The organism is Pararhodobacter sp. (genome assembly GCF_034676545.1).
Classification (GTDB): Bacteria; Pseudomonadota; Alphaproteobacteria; order Rhodobacterales; family Rhodobacteraceae; genus Pararhodobacter.
Genome location: NZ_JAUCBZ010000015.1, coordinates 2,611,222 through 2,630,734, shown reverse-complemented (window position 1 = coordinate 2,630,734; position 19,513 = coordinate 2,611,222). Strand labels below are relative to the sequence as shown.

The window sequence follows — 19,513 nt, the reverse complement described above, 5'->3', positions numbered from 1 at the left end:
CTCCGACAGACAAGAAACGAGCAGCCCCATGTCCGACCTTCTCTCCGGCCAACCCGAAACCTATGACGCCTCCTCCATCGAGGTGCTCGAAGGGCTCGAACCCGTCCGCAAGCGCCCCGGCATGTATATCGGCGGCACGGACGAGCGCGCCCTGCATCACCTCGTTGCCGAAGTCCTCGACAACTCCATGGACGAGGCCGTCGCCGGGCACGCCACCCGCATCGAGGTCGAGCTGCACGCCGATTATTCGGTCACCGTGCGCGACAATGGCCGCGGCATCCCGATCGACCCGCACCCCAAATTTCCCGACAAATCCGCGCTTGAGGTGATCTTGTGCACCTTGCACGCGGGCGGCAAATTCTCCGGCAAGGCCTATCAGACCTCGGGCGGGTTGCACGGGGTGGGCGCCTCGGTGGTCAACGCGCTTTCGGATCACATGCGCGTCGAAGTGGCCCGCAACCGCGAGCTTTTCGTTCAGGAATTCGCCCGCGGCATCCCCCAGGGCCCGGTCGCCAAGGTCGGCCCCGCGCCCAATCGCCGCGGCACCTCGGTCACCTTCCACGCCGACGACCAGATCTTCGGCTCTCTGCGCTTTCGCCCCTCGCGCCTGCTGAAAATGGTGCGCTCCAAGGCGTATCTGTTCTCGGGCGTCGAAATCCGCTGGAAATCCGCCATCGAGGACGGCGACACGCCGATGGAGGCGGTGTTCCACTTCCCCGGCGGCCTCGCGGATTACCTCAACGAGCAACTGGGCACCGACGTCACCTACGCCGACAAACCCTTTGCCGGAAAGGTCGAATTCAAGGAAAAATTCAACGTCCCCGGCTCGGTGGAATGGGCGATCAACTGGACACCGATGCGCGACGGCTTCGTGCAAAGCTATTGCAACACCGTGCCCACGCCCGAGGGCGGCACCCACGAGGCCGGGTTCTGGGCCGCCATCCTCAAGGGCATCCGCGCCTATGGCGAACTCGCCAACAACCGCAAAGCCAGCCAGATCACCCGCGAGGACATGATGACCGGCGGTTGCGCGCTGGTGTCGTGTTTCATCGCCGAGCCCGAATTCGTCGGCCAGACCAAGGACCGCCTTGCCACCACCGAGGCCGCGCGGCTGGTCGAGGGGGCGGTGCGCGACCATTTCGACAACTGGCTCGCCGCCGACACCAAATCCGCCGGGGCGATCCTCGATTTCCTGATCCTGCGCGCCGAGGAACGCCTCAAGCGCCGTCAGGAAAAGGAAACCGCCCGCAAGACCGCCACCAAACGCCTGCGCCTGCCCGGCAAACTGGTCGATTGCTCGGCCACCAACCGCGCCGGCACCGAATTGTTCATCGTCGAGGGCGACTCGGCCGGTGGCTCCGCCAAAATGGCCCGCGACCGCAAGACCCAAGCCCTGCTGCCCCTGCGCGGCAAGATCCTCAACGTGCTGGGCGCGGCCTCGGGCAAGATGGGGGCCAATGCCGAAATCAACGATCTGTGCCAGGCGCTTGGCGTCGGCATGGGCAGCAAATTCCGCGTCGATGATCTGCGCTATGACAAGATCATCATCATGACCGACGCCGATGTCGACGGCGCGCATATCGCCGCACTTTTGATGACGTTTTTCTTTACCCAGATGCGGCCGATGATCGACCACGGGCATCTCTATCTGGCCTGTCCTCCTCTGTTCCGCCTGACCCAGGGCGCGCGCCGGGTCTATTGTCTAGATGAAGCGGAAAAAGATGAACATTTCGCTAAAGGCCTTGGCGGCAAGGGCAAGATCGACGTCTCGCGCTTCAAGGGCCTGGGCGAGATGGACGCCAAGGACCTCAAGGACACCACCATGAACCCCGAAACCCGCAAGCTGATCCGGGTGAGTATCGACGAGGATTTCCCCGGCGAAACCAGCGATCTGGTCGAGCGCTTGATGGGCAAGAAACCCGAACTGCGCTTCCAGTATATTCAGGAAAACGCGCGCTTCGTCGAGGATGTGGATGTGTGATCTGGGCGCGTGAACCGCGCCCACACCGCCGCCCGGCCTTGCCGCAACAGCCATGTCGAACCCGCCGTCCTCAGGCGGGTGGCGGGCCGAAAATACGGTTGCCCAGCTTGACATACCACGCGGCGGATTGGACCTGAATGATATAGGCAATCGCGATCAACAGCGCGGCGTCAGCGCTCGCCTCGCCAAAGACGTTCATCGCCAGCGCCAGGGCAATCGACAGGTTCCGCATCACGGTGCCATAGACCAGCGCGATGGCCTCGCCGCGCGGCAACAACACCTTGCCGACCACGGTGCTGAGCACATAGTTGAAACCGTAGAGCACCAGCAGCGGCACAATGATCGACAGCAGCATCTCGGGCTTTGTCACCAGATCCGACGCTTTCAACGCGATTGCCACAAAGACGATTCCCAGAACCCCCAAGGTCGACAAGGGTGGAAAACGCGGTGCCCAGACGTCCCGAAAGCGCTGCGGACCATAGCGACCGATCAAAACATGCCGCGTCGCCTGACCGGCCAGCATCGGCAGAAAGACCACCAGCGCGATCTGCACCAGGACCGCGACCAGATCGACCGGAATCGTCGCGCCCATCAGCCATTGCACATAAAACGGCGTGGCCAAAGACCCTAGGATCAACCCGACGACCGTCATCTTGACGGCGGCGGCGACGTTGCCCTTGGCGAACCCGGTCCAGGCAATGGTCATGCCGCTGGTCGGCAGCAAGGCCGCAAGCAACAGGCCGAGCGCCAGGAACGGCTGGTCAGGAAACCAGAGCCAACCCAGCGCGAAGGCGAAAAACGGGATGATGCCGAAATTGATCGTCTGGGCCAGCACTTGCGCCTTGGTATCTCCGCCGTCCAGCATCTGACGCATATTGAGGTTGACCATCATCGGGTACACCATCAGCAGCGTCAGCGGCACGATCAGGGATTTCAGCCAGTCCACCGGGGCCATCAGGCCAAAAAGAAGGCCAATCAGCATGGTGACCGGAATGGCCAAGGTCAGATTTCGGGTCATGGCCGCGAGAATGCGCATGTGGGGTATCCTCTTTCTGGCAGAGCTTGATCGCGCGAGCCGCGACATGCGCCCCCTCGCCATCCGCGTCACGCTCTCGCCGTCGTTGTGGTGACATCAGTCCTTCGGGTCTGCACTGATTGCCAGTGTTGGCGGCCAGCCGCCTTGACGCATATCAACCGGGCACGAACTGCCGCCGCGGGCTGCGTTTGTCCAAACCCTTTCTTAACCCCCGGCATGGCAAGGTCGCGCAAGACGTGTTTCGCGGGGACCTATGCCACAGATTCTGCTTTTGCTCCTCGGCCTCACCGCCGCGACGCCGCTTTTGGCCAACCCGTGCCAGGACCGGTTTCGCGCGGGGCTGGCGGCCTATGCCCGGTTCGATACGCTGGCCGCCTCGGTTGAGGAAGGGTTGTTCATCGGCACCGGCTGGGTCAGCGTGCCGCGGGTGCTGGCGCGGCTGGAAGATCGCTCGGCCCTGACCACCGCCTGCGACGAGGTGGCGGTGCATCGCGCGCAGGTCTCGCGCATGAGCGCGCCCCTGCAAGCGGCAGAACGTGAATTCCGGCTGGCCTCGGCGCTGTGCTCGGGCGTCAACCGCGACCGCGCGCAGGACAACATCCGCGCCATCGAAAACCATTATGCCGAGGTTGCGGACCACGTCACCTTCGTCACGCAGCTGACCGCCCGCTGCGCCGAATAGGGGCGGTTTGCAGGGGGCAACGCTTAACACCGGGTTAACGCTGCAGGCTAACCCGTTGAAATCACGCGTCCCGCACCTTGTCCCACAGCGGGACAAACTGCGGGACAATTCACCCCCCTTGACCAAACCGACCCGCCGGGATACCTCGCCCGCATGGCACCCACACCCCTTTTGCAGCTCTCTTCGATTTCCCTGACCTTCGGCGGAAATCCCCTGTTCAGCGACCTTGATCTGGTCATCCAACCGGGCGACCGGCTGGCCCTTGTCGGCCGGAACGGATCGGGGAAATCCACCCTGATGAAGATCATGGCCGGCCTCACGCAGGCCGATTCCGGTGGCCGGGTTCTCACCCCCGGAATCCATGTCGGCTACATGGAGCAGGACCCCGATTTCACCGGCTTTGACACGCTCGGCGATTATGCCATGCAATCGCTGGACCCCTCCGAGAGCTACAAGGTCGAGATCGCCGCCGAAGGGTTGGGATTCGATCCCGACGTCGCCACCGAAACCGCCTCGGGCGGCGAGCGCCGCCGCGCCGCGCTGGCCCGTCTGCTGGCCGAAGCGCCCGAATTGATGCTGCTCGACGAGCCGACCAACCACCTCGATATTCAGGCGATCAAGTGGCTGGAGGATCGCCTGCGCGAGACCCGCGCCGCCTTTGTCCTGATCAGCCACGACCGCGCATTTCTGGACGCCCTGAGCCGGGCGATGCTGTGGGTGGATCGAGGAAAAGTGCGTCGGTTGGAGCAGGGGTTCGCCGCTTTTGAGGAGTGGCGCGACAAGACCTGGGCCGAGGAAGACGACGCCCGCCACAAGCTGGACCGCAAGATCAAGCACGAGGCGAAATGGGCCGTCGAGGGAATCAGCGCGCGCCGCAAACGCAACATGGGGCGCGTCAGGGCGCTGCAGGACCTCAAGGCCGACCGCGCGGCGCAAATCCGTCGTCAGGGCACCGCCGCGATGGCGCTGGATGGCGGGCAACAATCGGGCAAGCTGGTGGTCGAGGCCACCAATATCAGCAAGTCGTTCGGCGATCTGGAGATCCTGCGCGATTTCAGCCTGAAGGTGCTGCGCGGCGACCGGGTGGCCTTTGTCGGGCCGAATGGTGCGGGCAAGACCACGATGCTCAGCCTGCTGACCGGGGCGATGGAGCCCGACAGCGGCACGATCCGGCTGGGCACCAATCTGGATATGGCGGTGTTTGACCAGACGCGCGCCAAGCTTGATCCGAATTCGACCTTGTGGGAAAACCTGACCGGCGATCCGTTGATGCGGGTCTCGGGGGCGGCGGATCAGGTGATGGTGCGCGGCCAGCCAAAACATGTGGTGGGCTACCTCAAGGAATTCCTGTTCGATGAATCTCAGGCCCGCGCTCCGGTGCGCAGCCTGTCGGGCGGTGAGCGCGCGCGGCTGTTGCTGGCGCGGATCATGGCGCGCTCGTCGAACCTGCTGGTGCTCGATGAGCCGACCAACGATCTGGATGTCGAAACGCTGGACCTGCTGCAAGATATCCTGGCCGATTATCCGGGGACGGTTTTGTTGGTCAGCCACGACCGCGACTTTATCGACCGGGTGGCGACGACAACTCTGGCCTTTGAAGGGCAGGGGGTTGTGACGGTCTATGCCGGGGGCTGGTCGGATTATCAGGCGCAAAAGGCGTTGTCGGACCCGGCCAAACCGGCAGCAGGCAAGTCTGACACCGCAAAACCGGCGCCGCAGCCCGCTGCACCTGTCAGCAAACAGGCCGCGAACGCGCTCAGCTTTACCGAGCGCAAGCGGCTAGAGGCGTTGCCCAAAGAGATCGCGCGCCTTGAGGCTGAAATCGCCAAATTGTCTGAACTGTTATCCGACGCCGATCTTTATGCACGCGAACCGGTCAAGGCCACGCGCGCAACCGAGATGTTGGAACAGCGCCAACAGGCGCTGGCCAAGGCCGAGGACGAATGGATGACGCTGGAAGATCGCGCTCAAGCCTGACGGCGACGCCTGCGCCAGAGCGCATAGCCCAGCCCCAGGGTGACCAACAGCGACGTTGCCAATCCGGTGACGTTGCCGAGCAACGTTGTGACTTCTGCCAGATGACTGCCCGCGGAATACCCGAGGCCGACGTAAACCATCACCCAGATGACCTCGCCGGTGATGGCGGCGGCGGTAAACGTCCACCAATTCAGCCGCATTCCGCCCGAGAGCAGGTTTACATACGGTCCGAGGATGCTGAACAGCCAACGGCTGAGGAACACGGCCGATCCGCCACGCGCCTGAATGGACGCCCGCGCCCGATCCAGAACCCCGGCGCGCGCCGGGCTTTTGCGCAGCCACCCCTCGGTCGCCGCCAATCCGAAGCGCCCCAGTTGATAGCCGGCCTGATCGCCCAGAATTGCCCCTGCCAGCGCCGAGGCGGCAACCGGCATCAACGCCAGATCACCCGAGGCGGCAAAAGCCCCGGCGGCCAACATCATCATCGACGAGGGCACAGGAACGGCGAGGCAGGACAAGAATGTCACCACGGCCAAGGCCGTTGCGCCCCATTCGGTGACCAGTTCGAACAACAGGTCAGTCATGATGGGTCGCGCGATAGATGTCGATGGCCGTGGATATCTGGTCGATGAGTTGGTTCACCGGAACACCCCGTTCTTCGGCGATCTGCGCGATGCTCAAGCGACGAGACCGGGATGGCTCGACGCCGACGGCCTCGGCAACCACCTCGCGCGGCAAGTCCCAAGACCGCCCGATATAGCCGACGGGCATCCAACCCGCGATCGCTTGATCATTGTGCTCGGGATCGTGCCAGTAAAGCGCCGAGAGCGTTGTTCTGACACCGAAAAACAGCGTCAGCCCCAAGGCGATGACAAAACCTGTCCGCAGCAGCCAGCGTGTTCGGCGTTTGGAATTCGACATGGCATCCTCGGGGTTTGAGTCAGGCGCGGGGGATCAAGCGAATGAAGGGAACATTGGTCGGGCGGTGGATATACAACATCTCGAAATCGAAATCGGGCAATTCGGCTTTGATGCGCCCGTCCAGGAAGGAGTTCTGCAAAAAGGCGCGGATCTGGTCGCTGGTCCACGTCTCGGCCCCCTCGGGTACGGCCAGATATTCAAAGGAGGACAGGACTGTAAACCCGTCGTCGTATCCATCCCGCAGCAGGCGGCTTTCGCGCAGGGCGGTCAGGCTCTGACCGTCGCCCGCGAACACGAAGCCGTGGCGGACCGGAAAGTCGAAGGTGAAATTGAGCAAACCATCGCCGAATTCCATCACCCGGATGTCAGGGTCCCGTGCGTAGAGTGCGGATTGGGTCGCCGCGCGGGTTTGCCAGAAATCGCGCTGCTCAAGGCGTACGGTGTTGGTCATCAGCGACGCGCTCCACAGGCTGGCGTGAAGCATCGTCACCGAGCCAAGGGCGAGGGCGGCGGCGCCCGCGCCAGCCCGTGACAGGCGACGCGCGGCCGGGGCCAGCAGGATCGCCGTGCCCAGCGTCATCACCATCATCGCCACGGCGAAATACCAACTGGCCTGATGCCAGTAATTGACCGCCGTCAGGTGATACAGGGCCTTGAGGATCACGCCGCCGCAAAATCCGACCAGAGCCGGCGCCCAAGGGTTTTCGCGATGGCGGCGCAGGGTCAGGGTGCCAAATCCCAGCGCAAAAAGAGCCGGGATCACCAGTTCGACAACGCGAAAGGCACCGCCCAGCAACGTCTGGCGACCGGCCTCGTAACTGGTCAGGGCTTCGCGCACGTCAATGAGCGGCGCAAAGAACGTGGCCAGCGTGACCCAGCTGTTGGCCAGAAACGCGCCCTCGCCTTTGGCGGCACCGCTGACCGGTGACAGCAAGCCGGTGGTGGCATAGCTCCAGCCGATGAACCCGGCAACCGCCAGCGCCGACGGGCAGGCGATCCAGGCCGCGTCGGTGATGCGCCGCACAAACGCCCGGCCCGGCCAGAAGGTCACCGCGGCTGTCAGGGCCAAGATCAGGAACACCTCGTCAAGCCGCGTCAGAACCAAGGCGGCCAAGGTCAGGCCGATGATCTGCCACAGGCGGCGCGAGCGGTCGGTGTGATCGAGGCGTGCAATCAGCCAGGCCAGCAAACCGGCGATGAAAAAAGCCAGCCCGGCCTCCATCCCGTCATAGAATCCCCAGATCGGCAAGTTCCGCAGCGCTTGCCCGATGACCAGATAATAAACGCCCGGCACCACCAGCATTGCCAAGAGCCAGGACCCGGTCAGTCGCCGGATGGCCGCCCCCAAAAGCAGAACCCCGGCCCAGGTCAGCGCGATGGCGGAATAGGCGACCAGCGTCATCACCTGAAGCGGTCCGTCCGCGATATTTGTCACGAGCCGGACCCAGACTTGCCAGAGCGGGTGAAAGCCGTTGGTTGCGCGCAATCCGTCATAGCTCATGGACCAGCCGGATGAGGCCTCGCCAATCCCGAGATACAGATACGCGTCGCCCGCCAGAAACCAGAACGGCGCCGTCGCGCCCATGTTCCAGACGACCACCAGAACCGGAAGCAGCGTGGCGATGGTGACATAGGTGATGAACCCAAGGGCGCGCATCTGGTTATCCTTCTGAACCTGCACAATCCCGCGGGGCCGCGCGTGTGGTAAGGCCCGGCCATTGAAACACCGAAGCCCTGAAAATTCACGCATTTTTGTCACGGCGCTGTCGATTGTTTCACAGTCTCGCAATTGCTTGATTGCGCAAATTGCCGCTGGACAGGCATTCTCTTTCCGGGCAGCATTTGATCGACGAGAGCCGGTGGGTCAATCGGAATGGCCTCTTTCCGTTTGTCTGCCACCACCTCTCGTAACGGTTTTGAGAATTTGACCTCAGGAGAGAGAGCATGAAAACACTTTTGAAAACTGCGATTGCTGTTGCCCTCACCGCGACTTTTCTGGCCCCCGTCGCATCCGCACAGAACTATGGGCTGAACCCGGCTTTCGGCACGGCCCGGCTGTCGGCAGGGTTCATGCCAGATCCGGTGTCACGCCGTGGCATTCAGGCAGGCGGAGACAATCACTTTACCGGAAGCCAAGGCTGCCCTGGCGGGGGGTGGTTTGCAAACGCCCCGGACTATCGGCTGCAGTATCGCGCGGGCAATTACCCGCTGACGATTTATGTGGATGCCCCCGGTGACACGATGTTACTGGTCAATGATCCGTCGGCGCAATGGTACTGCAACGACAATTCAATCGGATTGAACCCTGCGATCCGGTTCAACCGCCCGTCGTCGGGTCAATATGATATCTGGGTGGGGACGTACAACCGAAGCCGCGTGCGCAACGCGACAATCTACATTTCCGAGCGCTGAGTCAGTCCCGCCGATCGAAACGCAAAACGGCCCCGAATGCAGGATGCATCAGGGGCCGTTTTCGTTTGTTTCACAGGGCGTTAGCCGAGGCGCGAGACAATCCGCTCGGCTTCCTGGGCGCAGGGCGTCAGGGTCGTGCGGTCCTCACCGGGGAAGAACCGGGCGCGCGTGGCGGTCGGCATCGGCGCGGGGCTGTCGATGATGACTTGCGGGGCACGGTCTTCGCCAAGGGTCGCGTTTTCGACGGCCCATGCGCGCGCCAGCGCGATCTGCCCGGCTTTCGCCGCCGCATAGGCGCCGAAAAACTTGCGCGCCTCGCCCGAGGAGTCGCGGCTTGAGGCATCGTCGAAAAACAGAGCCGTGCCCCGGACGCTCGCCCGCAGCAAGGGCTCGATCATCGGGATCAACAGGCCCGTGGCGCGCAGGGTCGTGGCCAATGTCTTGTCCCAATCCTTGAGCGCGATATGCCCGGCGGGTGACAGCGGTGGCACATGCACCGCCGTATGCGCCCAAAGGTCAACTTTGCCCCAGCGTTGATGGATCGACAGGCAGATCTGGCGCATCGCGTCTTCTTTGGTGATGTCAACCGGGACCAGGGTCGCCGTGCCGCCTGCCGCCGTGATCCGATCGTCGAGTTCCTCGAGCGCGCCGGTGGTGCGCGCCAGCGCGATGATGTGCCAGCCGCGCGCCGCCAGCGTTTCGGCCAAGGCCGCGCCGAGGCCACGCGAGGCCCCGGTGATCAGCGCGATGCGCGAACCGGGTGCCGCGTCGGGGCGGGTTGATTCGGGGGTGTTCGTGTCTTGGGTCATGCCGGCTGAGTGCCACCAGTGCGCAGCCAAGGCAAGATGGCGAACACGCGCGCCGGGGTTCGCGAAGGGGATAGGTTGCAAACACTGTAACTTTGCAACGCTTTGAGTTTGCAAACTCTGGTGTTGAATACTGCAATCGAAGCTTTCGCGGCGCTTGACCTGACTTCGCGGGCGACGAATAAGCGTAAACAAATTGGACCCAAGCTCAGGGAGATCGCAATGGCCCACTCGCAAACCCTCGTTCAGGCGTCGTTCGGCACGTCGTCGATGACCCGCAAGGCGCTTATCATGGTGGCCGGATCGCTGCTGATCGCGCTGGGGGCGCAAATCAGCGTGCCGATGCTGCCCGTTCCGATGACCTTGCAGACCCTTGCGGTGCTGCTGGTCGGCTTCACCGCCGGGTCGCGGCTGGGCGCGGGCGCGGTTCTGGCCTATCTGGCCGAGGGTGCGGTGGGGCTGCCGGTGTTTTCCGGCGGTGGTGCTGGGGCCGCGTGGCTGGTTGGCCCGACAGGCGGTTTCCTGTTTGGCTTTGTGGCCATGGCTTGGGCGGCGGGCTTTCTGGCCGAGCGCGGCACCGCGCGCGGATTTGTCGGCACGGCGCTGAGCGCCGTTCTTGTCTCGGCGCTGCTCTATGTGCCGGGCGTCTTGTGGCTGACCTCGGTCACACCGCTGGATCTGAACGGGGCCGTCACCCGCGGCATGATTCCCTTCCTGCTGGGTGATGCGGTCAAGGCGGCGGTTGCGGCGCTGATCGTCACCGGGGCGTGGAGCGCGTTGAAGAACCGCCGCGCCTGATTGACCAATCCAGATTGGAACCCCCGGATGCCACCTCGTCCGGGGGTTTTTCCATGTCTTGCGGGGGCGGCGTCGGCGTGTCAGAAATCGCCAAACGTCAGGAGCAGACATGTCCGATACACCGTCCTTGATCCGCCGCACCCCTTGGCCGCAAAGCGCCTCACGTCCCGTTGTGACGCCGTTGCAGATGTCCGTGGTCTACGCCTCGCCCGACCCCGATACGCTGGACAGCCAATATGAGGGGACCAATCCGGGCTTTACCTATGCGCGGGAGGGGCACCCCAATGCCATGGTTCTGGCGCAAAAACTCGACGGGCTGGAGGGGGCCAAGGGGGGGATCATCACCGGCTCTGGCATGGCGGCGGTCACGGCCGCCTTGCTGGGCGTGTTGAAAGTGGGCGATCATGTGCTGGGCGGCGACCAGCTTTATGGCCGCTCGCTGCGCCTGTTGTCACAAGACCTGCCACGGTTTGGCGTGGCAACCTCGCTGGCAGATCCCACCGATGCCGCCGCCTTTGCCGCTGCCATCCGCCCTGAAACCCGCATGATCCTGCTTGAAGTGGTCTCGAACCCAACGCTGCGGGTGGCGGATATCGACGGGATCATCGCGGTGGCCAGACAAAACGGCATTCTGGTGGCGATCGACAACACCTTCACCACGCCGCGCGGTTTCAAGCCCTATGACCATGGCGCCGATATCATCCTTCATTCGGTGACCAAGATCCTGGCGGGACATTCGGATGCGACGCTGGGCTATGTGGCGGCCAAAGACCCGGGTGTGCGCAAGGCGATCTATGATTTCGCGGTGACGACGGGCCTGACCGCCAGCCCGTTTGATTGCTGGTTGGCCGAGCGCGGGCTCTATTCGTTTGAGCTGCGCTATGATCGGGCCGAGGCGAATGCGCAGGCGCTGGCCGATCATCTGGCGACCTTGCCGGGGGTCAAACGTGTGCTTTACCCGACGCGGCGTGACCACCCCGATCACAACCGCGCGGTGGACCTGCTGGGCGAGCGCGGCGGGCATATGGTGTCTTTCGAGGTCGACGGCGGGCGGGCGGCGGCCAATGCCCTGAACTCGAGGCGCGCCCGAGATCGCCTTTGCGCCAACTCTGGGTGACATTGGCACGACCCTGTCGCACCCGGCGTCCTCGTCGCACCGCGCCTTGACGGCCGAGGGGCGCGCCGGGTTGGGCATTACCGAAGGGTTCTTCCGGATTTCGGTGGGGGTCGAGGATATCGAGATGCTGAAGACCGAGTTTACGACCGCGGTTGCCGCGTCGCAGGCCGTTTGAGCAAGGAAAGAGGGGGCGTTGCCCCCTCGGGCCTGCGGCCCTCACCCCCAGAGTATTTTTGGCAAGATGATGTCGTCAGGAATCGGGTTGGCGGCGGGGCAGGGCAGCGGCCTCTTGGGCGAGGGCGGTGATGGCGTCCCAATCGCCCGATTGCATCAGCGTTTTCGGTGCGACCCAACTTCCGCCGACGCAGACAACATTGGTCAATGACAGATAGTCGGTCGCATTCGCGAGGCTCACGCCGCCCGTCGGGCAGAACATGGCGTGCGGCAATGGCCCATTCAGCGCGTTGAGAAGGGGCGGGCCGCCAGGCCCTGCCGGGAAGAATTTGAGCATCCGGTAGCCAAGTTCGAGCAAGGTCATCACTTCGGTGGCGGTCACGGCGCCCGGCAGGAGCGGCAGGCGTTGCGCGACGCAGGCGGCGATGAGGCCGGGGGCCGATCCGGGTGAAACGACGAATTCCGCGCCTGCGGCTTTGGCGCGAGAGGCGTCATGCGCGGTCAGAACCGTGCCCGCCCCGACCCGTGCGCCGGGGACCTTGGCCATCGCGGCGATGGCGTCGATGGCGCAGGGCGTGCGCAACGTGACTTCGAGCACGGGAAGCCCGCCCGCGACCAAGGCGCGCGCCAAGGGTTCGGCCTGTGCGAGATCGTCGATCACCAGAACGGGGATAACCGGGGCGAGGCGACAGAGCGCCAGCGTGGCATGGCTTTGTAATGCAGGGGTCATGGGCGCAACCTTGAATAAGACTGGCTTGGGGATACCCAAAAGGCGGTGATTGCGCAACTGTTTCCGCTAACAGTCGCGCAATCGGCTGGCAGGATTGATCAGTAGAACGCCTGAATACCGGTCTGCGCCCGTCCGAGGATCAGCGCGTGGACGTCATGCGTGCCCTCATAGGTGTTCACGGTTTCCAGGTTCACCATGTGGCGAATGACTTGAAATTCCTCGGAAATCCCGTTGCCGCCGTGCATGTCGCGCGATTGGCGCGCAATATCCAGGGCTTTGCCGCAGTTGTTGCGCTTGATCAGGCTGATCATCTCGGGCGCGGCTTTGGCCTCGTCCATCAGGCGACCGACCTGCAAGCTGGCGTGCAGGCCCAGTGTGATTTCGGTCTGCATGTCGGCCAGCTTTTTCTGGAACAGCTGCGTTGCCGCGAGCGGCTTGTCGAATTGCTTGCGATCGAGGCCGTATTGGCGCGCGGAATGCCAGCAGAATTCCGCTGCCCCCATGACACCCCAGGCGATGCCGTAGCGCGCGCGGTTGAGGCAGCCGAAGGGCCCCTTGAGGCCTTGAACGTAGGGCAGCAAGGCGTCTTCGCCGACCTCGACACCCTCCATGACGATTTCGCCGGTGGTCGAGGCGCGCAGGCTGATCTTGCCTTCGATTTTCGGCGCGCTCAGGCCCTTCATGCCCTTTTCCAGCACAAAGCCGCGAATGCGTCCGTCATGGGCGTCGGATTTTGCCCAGACCACGAAAACATCGGCGAACGGCGAGTTCGAGATCCACATCTTGGTGCCGGTGATCTTGTAGCCGGTCGCGGTTTTCACGGCGCGGGTTTTCATGCCGGCCGGATCAGAGCCCGCGTCGGGTTCCGTCAGGCCAAAGCAGCCGATCAGGTCACCCGAGGCGAGGCCGGGCAGATATTTGCGCCGCTGTTCCTCGGAACCATAGGCGTAGATCGGATACATGACCAACGAGGATTGCACCGACATCATGCTGCGATAGCCCGAATCGACGCGCTCGATTTCGCGCGCGACGAGGCCATAGGTGACATAGCCGGCGCCAAGTCCGCCGTATTCCTCGGGGATCGTGGTGCCCAACAGGCCCGCGTCGCCCATCAGCTTGAACACGCCGGGATCGGAGGTCTCGTTGCGGAACGCCTCGATCACGCGCGGCTGCAAGACGGACTGCGCGAAATCGCGCGACGCATCGCGCAACATGCGCTCGTCTTCGCTGAGCAGTGATTCAAGGTTCAGGGCGTCGTCCCAGTCGAAACGCGACAGGTCCGGGGCGTCTTTGGGCTTGAGAGTCGGGCGTTCGGTCATGGCATCCTCGCGTTTTGGCGTATGATCTGGGCAGTTGCGCGAAAATATCACGGGACAGGCGGGTTCAAAACAGATAATTCTGCATGAAGGTATGAGGAAATGGAATGGCTATGCAGAGGCGATTGCTCCCGAATACGGGGGCGTTGTTGGCGTTTGATGCGGTGGCGCGGCTGGGAAGTTTCACCGCGGCGGCCCGTGATCTGGCGCTGACACAAGGCGCGGTTTCGCGGCAGGTGGCGCAGTTGGAGGGGCAGTTGGGCGTGGCCTTGCTGCACCGAGGTGCGCGGGGAACCACATTGACCGAGGCCGGAGGTGGCTATGCCAAACGCGTGCGGGCGGCGCTGGAGATGTTGGGGCTTGGCGCGATGGAGGCGATGGGCCAGGCACCGGAACGTGCCCTGAGATTGGCCTTTTTGCCTACGTTTGGAACCCGTTGGCTGATGCCGCGTATCCCCAGATTCGTGCGGCGGCACCCGGAAATCACGCTGCATTTTGCCACCAGGATTGGTCCGTTCGTCTTGGGTGAAGAGGGGATTGATGCGGCGATTCAATCAGGCACCGGCGAGTGGCCCGGCGCCCGGTTGACCCTGTTGATGAGCGAAATGGTGATTCCGGTGGCCTCACCGGATCTGGCCCGGACGCCTCTTCACAAGCTTCCGCTTTTGGCGCTTTCCACGCGACCAGAGGGCTGGGCGGATTGGTGGCGCGATACCGGGCAATCGGGGGCTGCGCCGCCGTCGGTCATGCGATTTGAGCATGTTTCAACCCTGGCGCAGGCGGCGGCAGCCGGGATGGGGGCGGCCTTGATGCCGGCGTTTCTGATCCGGCCGGAGCTTGAGGCGGGGGAATCTGGTGCCTCTGGCATCTGAATCACCGTCGGGATTCGGCTATTATTTTGCGGAACCAGAGCTTGCCGTCGGGCAAAAACCAAAGCGCGCCGTGGCACTGTTCCGCGATTGGTTGATCACGGAAATCGACCGCGAAACGCTGGTTTAACACGGTCGCACCATGGCGCGCGCTATCCCAGAAGCCCGTTTGCGAGATCGGATTTCAGGATTTCGACCGCGGCTGCGAGCTTTTCGTCAATGATATGGAGGTATTCCACCCAATCATGCAGTCCGGTCAACGTGGCGTGACCGTCGGAGATCCCGCGCAGCGCGATAAGCGGCACCTGCGCCACCATACAGGCGCGCAGGATGGCAAAGGTCTCCATGTCGACCATGTCCTGCGGGATGGTGTCATACATCGACCCCGAGACGATGGTTGCGCCCGTCGATAGCGTGGCCCGCGCAATGCCGGACAGGCGCAGATCGAGGGGCAAGGTGGCCGGCAGGTCGAGGAACGGTGTGACGCCCCGCGCAAAGCCCAGGCCCGTGGCATCCATGTCGCGCCACGCCACGGCGGTTGCTTGATAGAGGCCGCAATGGTCAAGCCGTGCGGAGCCGGCAGAACCCAGCGAGACCACCAGATCGGGCAGGGCCTTGTCGTGCGCAAGTTGGCTGAGGGCGGTGGCGGTGGCAATTGCAGCCTCGATCGGGCCGACGCCGGTGATCAAAGGCATGATCCGGGCCTGCAAATGCGGCCCGAACTCCTGTTGGGTGGCCATGACAAACAAGACGGATTTGCCCGAGATACGAGTCACCGATGGACGCATACCAACCCCCTGCCGCGAGTCGCGGCGGTCAGGCCCCGCGCGCCAGGGCGGCGACACCGGTACGCGCGATCTCGTTCAGGCCAAGGGGGCGCATGAGATCTGCGAAGGCGTCGATCTTGCTGGGCGCGCCGGTCATCTCGAACACGAAGCTTTCCAGCGTGGAATCCACGACATTGGCGCGGAAAATCTCGGCCAGACGCAGGGCCTCGATGCGTGCGTCGCCCTTGCCCGTGACCTTGAGCAAGGCCAATTCCCGTTCAACCGCTGCACCTTCGACGGTGAGGTCATGGACTTCGTGTACCGGGACGATCCGTGCGAGCTGGCCTTTGATCTGGTCGATCACCTGCGGCGTGCCGGTGGTCACGATGGTGATGCGGCTGCGATGGCCCTGATGGTCGGTTTCCGCGACCGTCAGGCTTTCGATGTTATAGCCGCGACCGGAAAAGAGGCCAATGACGCGCGCCAGAACACCGGGTTCGTTATCGACGATGACGGCAAGCGTGTGGGTTTCGATGACCTCGGAATAGGGATCACGCAGATCATAGGCGGAATGCGCGGAGGAGCCTTGCGAGATTTTAAGCGGGGACATGGGCGAACTCTTCGGTTTGGGTTGAAACTTGGTAGCGGTGCTGCCGCGAGAGGGCAAGGGCGGGGTTGGCATCAAGGATCGTAAAGCGGCGACGAAAGGGCAAGGGTCTTGGCGACCAATCCGCCACCAACAAGGGGAGCGAGATAGCCAAGGTTCCACAAAAGCGCATAGGCGGCGGTTGTGACACGGCCTTGTGGCGCGGGGGCGGCGTGTGGTGCGCGGGCGCGCAGGGTCAGAAGGATCAGCGCATGGCAACTGGCAATGACATAGAGAAAGCGGCCCCAATCGACGGCAACAAACCACAGCGGGACGACGCACAGGGTTGAGAGGACGACGCCTCTGATGAGCGCCGCGCGGTGGCTTTTGATCAGGTCGCGCAACGGCACGAAGGCCAGGGCAATCAGGATCAGAGCCGGGCCGAGCGAATGCAGATAGTCAGGCAGATGCAGACGTACCGCAGCCGTGGCGTGCGATGCCGTATTGCCAAGCCACGTTACGGCGTTTTCGGTCACGGCGCAGTCCAGCGCAAGCGCGGGTGCGCCCAGCGGCCCGACAAGGCTGGCGCAGATTGCCTGAATTGACGCGGTGGCGAGCGGCGGCGCCAGTGAAAGCCAGCCAAGCAACACGATGGTCGGCAGCGTTGCCATCGCGAGAATCCCGATGCTGCGCTTTGGTAGATCGAGCGCCAAGCCGAGGGCCAGTGGCAGGCCCAGAAAAAACGCGTTCCCCTCGTGGGCGAGGGAGATGAGTGGCAGCGTGAGAATGAACAGGGCAAGCCGTTTGCGCGTGGCGGATGCCGGTAAATTGCGGCTGACACTCAGACACAACAGCGCAAAGTCGGCGAGGAACAGCAGCTCTTTTCGGCCAGCCCCGTGGTGGCTGACAATGGGAAACAACAAGAACCACGGTGCGGCCAGCAAAAGTGTAAAGCGGCCGTCGTGATCACCGCGTTGCCAGAGCCGATAAACGCTGGCCAGGATCACGGCGTAAAGCAGGGACACGAGGACAAATACCTGAACGGCGATGCTGACGCCGGTAAGTTGCGCAATTTCGAGGGCAATTTGCCCGGTCAGGCCGCGACGGGTAAAGCCACCCTCGTAATTGATCGCCCAATCGAGCAGTTTGTACGACCCGGGCCGCAGAATCGTGCCCCAAGCGGCGATCGCCGTGCAGCCCAGCGCCAACGCCGCGAAATAGGCAAGCCACAGACGGCGATCAAGGGTCATGCCGGCCTCCTTGGGGGTCAGGGGCGCCACCCCGCTGACGGGGTGGCCATGGCGCCAAGGCGTCAAACCAGGTTTGCGCCCGCTCCGGTGATGGCGCGAACCTCGTCCGTGGGCAGCAGCATTTCATTATGCGCATTGCCCGAGGGGATCATCGGCAAGCAGTTTTCATGCTTTTCAACCATGCAATCCAGAACCACCGGGCCGTCATAGGCGATCATCTCCAGAATCGCATCATCCAGCTGATCCGGGTGATCCACGCGCAGACCCTTGGCACCAAAGGCTTCGGCGAGTTTCACGAAATCAGGCAGACTTTCGGACCAGGATTGCGAATACCGCTCGCCATGCAGCAATTGCTGCCACTGGCGCACCATGCCCAGACGTTCGTTGTTCAGGATGAATTGCTTGACCGGCGTGCGGAACTGAACGGCGGTGCCCATCTCTTGCATGTTCATCAGCCACGAGGCCTCACCGGCGACGTTGATCACCAACGCATCAGGGTGCGCAACTTGCACGCCAATGGAGGCGGGCAAGCCGTAGCCCATGGTGCCCAGGCCGCCCGAGGTCATCCAGCGGTTCGGCGCGTCGAACTGCAGGAATTGCGCCGCCCACATCTGATGCTGGCCGACTTCGGTGGTGATATAGCGGTCCATGCCCTTGGTCAGCGCCTCGAGCCGTTGCAGGGCCAGTTGTGGTTTGATGATGTCGCTGCTGCCCTTATAGGCCAGGCAGTTGACGGCTTTCCAGGCGTCGATCTGTTTCCACCACGCGCCATGCGCCTCGCGGTTGACCTTGCGGCCCCGCGATTTCCAGATGCGCAGCAGATCCTCCAACACATGCCCGACGTCGCCGATGATCGGCAGATCGACGCGGATCACCTTGTTGATCGAGGTCGGATCAATGTCGATATGCGCCTTGCGCGAATTCGGGCTGAAGGCCTCCAGCCGTCCGGTGATCCGGTCGTCAAAGCGCGCGCCGATGTTGATCATCAGATCGCAGCCGTGCATTGCCATATTGGCCTCATAGAGACCATGCATCCCCAACATGCCCAGCCAATTCTTGCCGCTGGCCGGATAGGCGCCCAGACCCATCAAGGTCGAGGTCACGGGGATGCCGGTTGCATCCGCCAGTTCGATCAGCAATTGCGAGGCTGCGGGGCCGGAGTTGATCACCCCGCCGCCCGTATAAAGAATCGGGCGCTCGGCCTGTTCGATCAGTTCCACCAGCGCGGTGATCAGGCCGATATCGCCTTTGACGGGCGGTTGATAATGCGACACGCGCGCCTTGGCGGGGGGCGTATAGGTGCCCTCGGCAAATTGAACGTCCTTGGGGATATCCACCAACACCGGACCGGGGCGGCCCGTGGTGGCAACATGGAATGCCTGGTGGATGGTGTCCGCCAGCTTGTCGGTGTCCTTGACCAGCCAGTTATGCTTGGTGCAGGGGCGCGTGATGCCCACGGTGTCGGCCTCCTGAAAGGCGTCATTGCCGATCATGAAGGTCGGCACCTGACCCGACAGAACCACCATCGGGATGCTGTCCATCAGCGCATCGGTAATCCCGGTCACGGCATTGGTTGCACCGGGTCCGGATGTGACCAGAACCACGCCCGGTTTTCCGGTCGAGCGGGCATAGCCCTCGGCCATGTGGGTGGCACCTTGTTCATGGCGCACCAGAATATGCCGGATCTCGTTTTGCTGGAACAACTCGTCATAGATCGGCAGGACCGCGCCGCCCGGATACCCGAACACGACCTCGACACCCTGGTCCTTTAGCGCCTGAACCACCATCTTGGCACCGGTCATCTGCTGGGACATGATCTTCTCCATCTTGTGTCTCGCGCCAGCCTTAGCCCTTGGCTGGTCAATTGGGCAACAAAAAACCCCCGGCGAGGGGGGCAACAGGGGTCGCACGACGTCAGTTTACACTGATCCGAACATCCCCCCAGAACTGACAAGTACTGCGGACATCCGCCATTCCCCTTTGTTCGAGCAGACCTTACGAGTGCTGCAGAGCAGCGTCAACACTCGTTTTGGGCTTTATGTCGCAAAGCTGCACTTTTCCGCAACTTTCTGTCTTGGAGTGCCGGGCGCT

The 19,513-nt window shown here is 63.1% G+C and carries 18 protein-coding genes and 1 pseudogene; 8 read left to right on the top strand and 11 right to left on the bottom strand.

Going from position 1 to position 19,513, the window contains the following annotated elements:
* The first annotated feature begins 28 nt into the window (after nucleotides 1–28).
* A complete protein-coding gene (parE, locus tag VDQ28_RS16450; protein WP_323036957.1) occupies nucleotides 29–1,981 on the top strand; it encodes a DNA topoisomerase IV subunit B in 1,953 nt (650 codons plus the stop codon).
* Nucleotides 1,982–2,051: 70 nt separating this feature from the next.
* Here parE and VDQ28_RS16445 read toward each other — a convergent pair whose 3' ends face one another.
* Nucleotides 2,052–3,017 carry an arsenic resistance protein gene (locus VDQ28_RS16445; RefSeq protein ID WP_323036956.1) on the bottom strand — a complete coding sequence of 322 codons (966 nt, stop codon included), beginning with the start codon at nucleotides 3,015–3,017 and terminating at the stop codon, nucleotides 2,052–2,054.
* Nucleotides 3,018–3,270: 253 nt separating this feature from the next.
* Between VDQ28_RS16445 and VDQ28_RS16440 the strand changes: the two genes are divergently transcribed.
* Together VDQ28_RS16440 and VDQ28_RS16435 are read left to right on the top strand one after the other, a co-directional pair.
* On the top strand, nucleotides 3,271–3,699 hold the full coding sequence (locus tag VDQ28_RS16440; protein WP_323036955.1) for a hypothetical protein: 429 nt from the start codon (nucleotides 3,271–3,273) through the stop codon (nucleotides 3,697–3,699).
* Nucleotides 3,700–3,852: 153 nt separating this feature from the next.
* Complete coding sequence (locus VDQ28_RS16435; RefSeq protein ID WP_323036954.1) at nucleotides 3,853–5,676, top strand: ABC-F family ATP-binding cassette domain-containing protein; 1,824 nt, start codon at nucleotides 3,853–3,855, stop codon at nucleotides 5,674–5,676.
* On the opposite strand, the gene VDQ28_RS16430 is transcribed toward VDQ28_RS16435, so the two are convergent.
* From VDQ28_RS16430 to VDQ28_RS16420, 3 genes are read right to left on the bottom strand one after another with little or no spacing between them, the layout of a single operon-like run.
* The gene (locus VDQ28_RS16430; RefSeq protein WP_323036953.1) at nucleotides 5,667–6,260 is read right to left on the bottom strand and encodes a DedA family protein; all 594 of its coding nucleotides are present in this window, start codon (nucleotides 6,258–6,260) and stop codon (nucleotides 5,667–5,669) included. The two genes, VDQ28_RS16435 and VDQ28_RS16430, sit on opposite strands and share 10 nt — an antisense overlap.
* Nucleotides 6,253–6,597 (bottom strand): hypothetical protein, encoded by a 345-nt coding sequence (locus VDQ28_RS16425; RefSeq protein ID WP_323036952.1) that lies wholly within the window; start codon nucleotides 6,595–6,597, stop codon nucleotides 6,253–6,255. Before VDQ28_RS16425 ends, VDQ28_RS16430 begins: the two co-directional genes overlap by 8 nt.
* Nucleotides 6,598–6,616: 19 nt before the next feature.
* On the bottom strand, nucleotides 6,617–8,254 hold the full coding sequence (locus tag VDQ28_RS16420; protein ID WP_323036951.1) for a hypothetical protein: 1,638 nt from the start codon (nucleotides 8,252–8,254) through the stop codon (nucleotides 6,617–6,619).
* Nucleotides 8,255–8,541: 287 nt separating this feature from the next.
* Here VDQ28_RS16420 and VDQ28_RS16415 point away from each other — a divergent pair, with 287 nt between their 5' ends.
* A complete protein-coding gene (locus VDQ28_RS16415) occupies nucleotides 8,542–9,009 on the top strand; it encodes a peptidase S1 (RefSeq protein WP_323036950.1) in 468 nt (155 codons plus the stop codon).
* Between the two features lie 80 nt (nucleotides 9,010–9,089).
* Here VDQ28_RS16415 and VDQ28_RS16410 read toward each other — a convergent pair whose 3' ends face one another.
* Nucleotides 9,090–9,818, bottom strand: coding sequence for an SDR family oxidoreductase (locus VDQ28_RS16410; protein WP_323036949.1), 729 nt, complete (start codon nucleotides 9,816–9,818; stop codon nucleotides 9,090–9,092).
* A gap of 219 nt (nucleotides 9,819–10,037) precedes the next feature.
* Here VDQ28_RS16410 and VDQ28_RS16405 point away from each other — a divergent pair, with 219 nt between their 5' ends.
* Complete coding sequence (locus VDQ28_RS16405) at nucleotides 10,038–10,613, top strand: biotin transporter BioY (RefSeq protein WP_323036948.1); 576 nt, start codon at nucleotides 10,038–10,040, stop codon at nucleotides 10,611–10,613.
* Nucleotides 10,614–10,722: 109 nt separating this feature from the next.
* Nucleotides 10,723–11,905: pseudogene (locus VDQ28_RS16400) on the top strand (trans-sulfuration enzyme family protein).
* A gap of 75 nt (nucleotides 11,906–11,980) precedes the next feature.
* On the opposite strand, the gene eda reads toward VDQ28_RS16400, so the two are convergent.
* Together eda and VDQ28_RS16390 are read right to left on the bottom strand one after the other, a co-directional pair.
* Nucleotides 11,981–12,634: a bifunctional 4-hydroxy-2-oxoglutarate aldolase/2-dehydro-3-deoxy-phosphogluconate aldolase gene (gene eda / locus VDQ28_RS16395; protein ID WP_323036947.1), complete on the bottom strand. Its 654-nt coding sequence runs from the start codon at nucleotides 12,632–12,634 to the stop codon at nucleotides 11,981–11,983.
* Between the two features lie 98 nt (nucleotides 12,635–12,732).
* Nucleotides 12,733–13,953, bottom strand: coding sequence for an acyl-CoA dehydrogenase (locus VDQ28_RS16390; protein WP_323036946.1), 1,221 nt, complete (start codon nucleotides 13,951–13,953; stop codon nucleotides 12,733–12,735).
* A 104-nt stretch (nucleotides 13,954–14,057) separates the two neighbouring features.
* Here VDQ28_RS16390 and VDQ28_RS16385 point away from each other — a divergent pair, with 104 nt between their 5' ends.
* Both VDQ28_RS16385 and VDQ28_RS16380 read left to right on the top strand, forming a co-directional pair.
* Nucleotides 14,058–14,822, top strand: a complete 765-nt coding sequence (locus VDQ28_RS16385) for a LysR substrate-binding domain-containing protein (protein WP_323036945.1) — start codon at nucleotides 14,058–14,060, stop codon at nucleotides 14,820–14,822.
* Nucleotides 14,806–14,949, top strand: coding sequence for a hypothetical protein (locus VDQ28_RS16380; protein ID WP_323036944.1), 144 nt, complete (start codon nucleotides 14,806–14,808; stop codon nucleotides 14,947–14,949). Before VDQ28_RS16385 ends, VDQ28_RS16380 begins: the two co-directional genes overlap by 17 nt.
* A 22-nt stretch (nucleotides 14,950–14,971) precedes the next feature.
* Here the strand turns inward: VDQ28_RS16380 and VDQ28_RS16375 are convergent, their stop codons facing one another.
* From VDQ28_RS16375 to VDQ28_RS16360, 4 genes are all read right to left on the bottom strand, one after another.
* Nucleotides 14,972–15,607 carry a 5'-methylthioadenosine/S-adenosylhomocysteine nucleosidase gene (locus tag VDQ28_RS16375; protein WP_323036943.1) on the bottom strand — a complete coding sequence of 212 codons (636 nt, stop codon included), beginning with the start codon at nucleotides 15,605–15,607 and terminating at the stop codon, nucleotides 14,972–14,974.
* Nucleotides 15,608–15,635: 28 nt separating this feature from the next.
* A complete protein-coding gene (gene ilvN / locus VDQ28_RS16370; protein WP_323036942.1) occupies nucleotides 15,636–16,196 on the bottom strand; it encodes an acetolactate synthase small subunit in 561 nt (186 codons plus the stop codon).
* 71 nt (nucleotides 16,197–16,267) lie between these two features.
* Nucleotides 16,268–17,422: a hypothetical protein gene (locus VDQ28_RS16365; RefSeq protein WP_323036941.1), complete on the bottom strand. Its 1,155-nt coding sequence runs from the start codon at nucleotides 17,420–17,422 to the stop codon at nucleotides 16,268–16,270.
* 62 nt (nucleotides 17,423–17,484) lie between these two features.
* On the bottom strand, nucleotides 17,485–19,236 hold the full coding sequence (locus tag VDQ28_RS16360) for an acetolactate synthase 3 large subunit (protein ID WP_323036940.1): 1,752 nt from the start codon (nucleotides 19,234–19,236) through the stop codon (nucleotides 17,485–17,487).
* Nucleotides 19,237–19,513 lie beyond the last annotated feature (277 nt).

Coding starts and splice junctions, on each gene's coding strand:
- VDQ28_RS16445 (WP_323036956.1), bottom strand. CDS start 3,017: ATGCGCATTCTCGCGGCCATGACCCGAAATCTGACCTTGGCCATTCCG.
- VDQ28_RS16405 (WP_323036948.1), top strand. CDS start 10,038: ATGGCCCACTCGCAAACCCTCGTTCAGGCGTCGTTCGGCACGTCGTCG.
- ilvN (WP_323036942.1), bottom strand. CDS start 16,196: ATGTCCCCGCTTAAAATCTCGCAAGGCTCCTCCGCGCATTCCGCCTAT.
- parE (WP_323036957.1), top strand. CDS start 29: ATGTCCGACCTTCTCTCCGGCCAACCCGAAACCTATGACGCCTCCTCC.
- VDQ28_RS16425 (WP_323036952.1), bottom strand. CDS start 6,597: ATGTCGAATTCCAAACGCCGAACACGCTGGCTGCTGCGGACAGGTTTT.
- VDQ28_RS16390 (WP_323036946.1), bottom strand. CDS start 13,953: ATGACCGAACGCCCGACTCTCAAGCCCAAAGACGCCCCGGACCTGTCG.
- VDQ28_RS16385 (WP_323036945.1), top strand. CDS start 14,058: ATGGCTATGCAGAGGCGATTGCTCCCGAATACGGGGGCGTTGTTGGCG.
- VDQ28_RS16375 (WP_323036943.1), bottom strand. CDS start 15,607: ATGCGTCCATCGGTGACTCGTATCTCGGGCAAATCCGTCTTGTTTGTC.
- VDQ28_RS16440 (WP_323036955.1), top strand. CDS start 3,271: ATGCCACAGATTCTGCTTTTGCTCCTCGGCCTCACCGCCGCGACGCCG.
- eda (WP_323036947.1), bottom strand. CDS start 12,634: ATGACCCCTGCATTACAAAGCCATGCCACGCTGGCGCTCTGTCGCCTC.
- VDQ28_RS16410 (WP_323036949.1), bottom strand. CDS start 9,818: ATGACCCAAGACACGAACACCCCCGAATCAACCCGCCCCGACGCGGCA.
- VDQ28_RS16415 (WP_323036950.1), top strand. CDS start 8,542: ATGAAAACACTTTTGAAAACTGCGATTGCTGTTGCCCTCACCGCGACT.
- VDQ28_RS16435 (WP_323036954.1), top strand. CDS start 3,853: ATGGCACCCACACCCCTTTTGCAGCTCTCTTCGATTTCCCTGACCTTC.
- VDQ28_RS16360 (WP_323036940.1), bottom strand. CDS start 19,236: ATGTCCCAGCAGATGACCGGTGCCAAGATGGTGGTTCAGGCGCTAAAG.
- VDQ28_RS16420 (WP_323036951.1), bottom strand. CDS start 8,254: ATGCGCGCCCTTGGGTTCATCACCTATGTCACCATCGCCACGCTGCTT.
- VDQ28_RS16365 (WP_323036941.1), bottom strand. CDS start 17,422: ATGACCCTTGATCGCCGTCTGTGGCTTGCCTATTTCGCGGCGTTGGCG.
- VDQ28_RS16430 (WP_323036953.1), bottom strand. CDS start 6,260: ATGACTGACCTGTTGTTCGAACTGGTCACCGAATGGGGCGCAACGGCC.